The sequence below is a fragment of the Actinacidiphila sp. bgisy160 genome (genome assembly GCF_965342435.1).
Taxonomy (GTDB): domain Bacteria; phylum Actinomycetota; class Actinomycetes; order Streptomycetales; family Streptomycetaceae; genus Actinacidiphila.
In genome coordinates this window covers 1-1,044 of record NZ_CBDRCM010000135.1, presented here as the reverse complement: position 1 = coordinate 1,044, position 1,044 = coordinate 1, and the positions used below count along the sequence as shown (strand labels likewise).

General features: G+C 67.2%; 1 protein-coding gene. It reads right to left on the bottom strand.

From position 1 onward, the window contains the following. Positions 1-1,044 (bottom strand): formyl-CoA transferase (gene frc, locus ACRWNP_RS37110; protein ID WP_431969413.1); only part of this gene is annotated, 1,044 nt, incomplete at both ends.

Here is a 1,044-nt window from a genome sequence, read left to right as displayed (position 1 = left end):
CCCAGTTCGGTGGTGTAGATGTCGTGGTTGTGTTCGCCGAGGAGGGGTGAGCGGTGGATGGTGGTGGGTGAGTCGGAGAGTTTGAGGGGGTTGCCGACGGTGGTGTAGGTGCCGCGTTCGGGGTGGGGGACCTCGACGACGATCTCGTTGGCCTTGAGGCTTTCGTCTTCGATGATCTCCTTGGTGGACAGGATCGGCCCGCACGGGATGTTGTGTGTGTTCAGCTCTTCCAGGACCTGCCATTTGGGCAGGGTGCTGGTCCATTCCTCGATGAGCTGGAACATTTTGGCGAGTTTCGGCAGCCGGGCCTCGGGGGTGGCCCATTCGGGGTCGTCGGCGAGTTCGGGGTGGCCGATGAGCCGGGCCAGTGGCTGCCAGCCGACGGGCTGCACGATGACGTAGACGTAGTCGTTGGGGCCGCCGGGTGCGCATGTGACGGCCCAGCCGGGTTGTCCGCCGCCGGAGGCGTTGCCGGAGCGGGGGACCTCGTCGGTGAAGTCCTCGTTGGGGTACTCGGCCAGAGGTCCGTGGGCCAGGCGTTGCTGGTCGCGGAGTTTGACCCGGCACAGGTTGAGGACGGCGTGCTGCATGGCGACCTGCACGCGTTGTCCGCGTCCGGTGTGGGTGCGCTGGTAGAGGGCGGCCAGGATCGCGGCGACGGCGTGGACGCCGGTGCCCGAATCGCCGATCTGGGCGCCGGTGGCCAGTGGCGGGCCGCCCTCGAAGCCGGTGGTGGCCATCGACCCGCCCATCGCCTGGGCGACGACCTCGTAGGCCTTGAACGCGGTGTAGGGGCCGTCCCCGAAGCCCTTGATCGAGGCGTACACGATCCGCGGGTTGATCTCGCGGATCCGTTCCCACGGGAAGCCCATCCGGTCGACCGCGCCGGGCCCGAAGTTCTCCACCATCACATCACTGCGGGCGATCAGCTCGGTCAGGATCTCCCGCCCGCGCGGGGTCTTGGTGTTCAAGGTGATGCTGCGCTTGTTCGCGTTCAGCATCGTGAAGTACAGGCTGTCCACCCCTGGCACGTCCCGCAGCTGA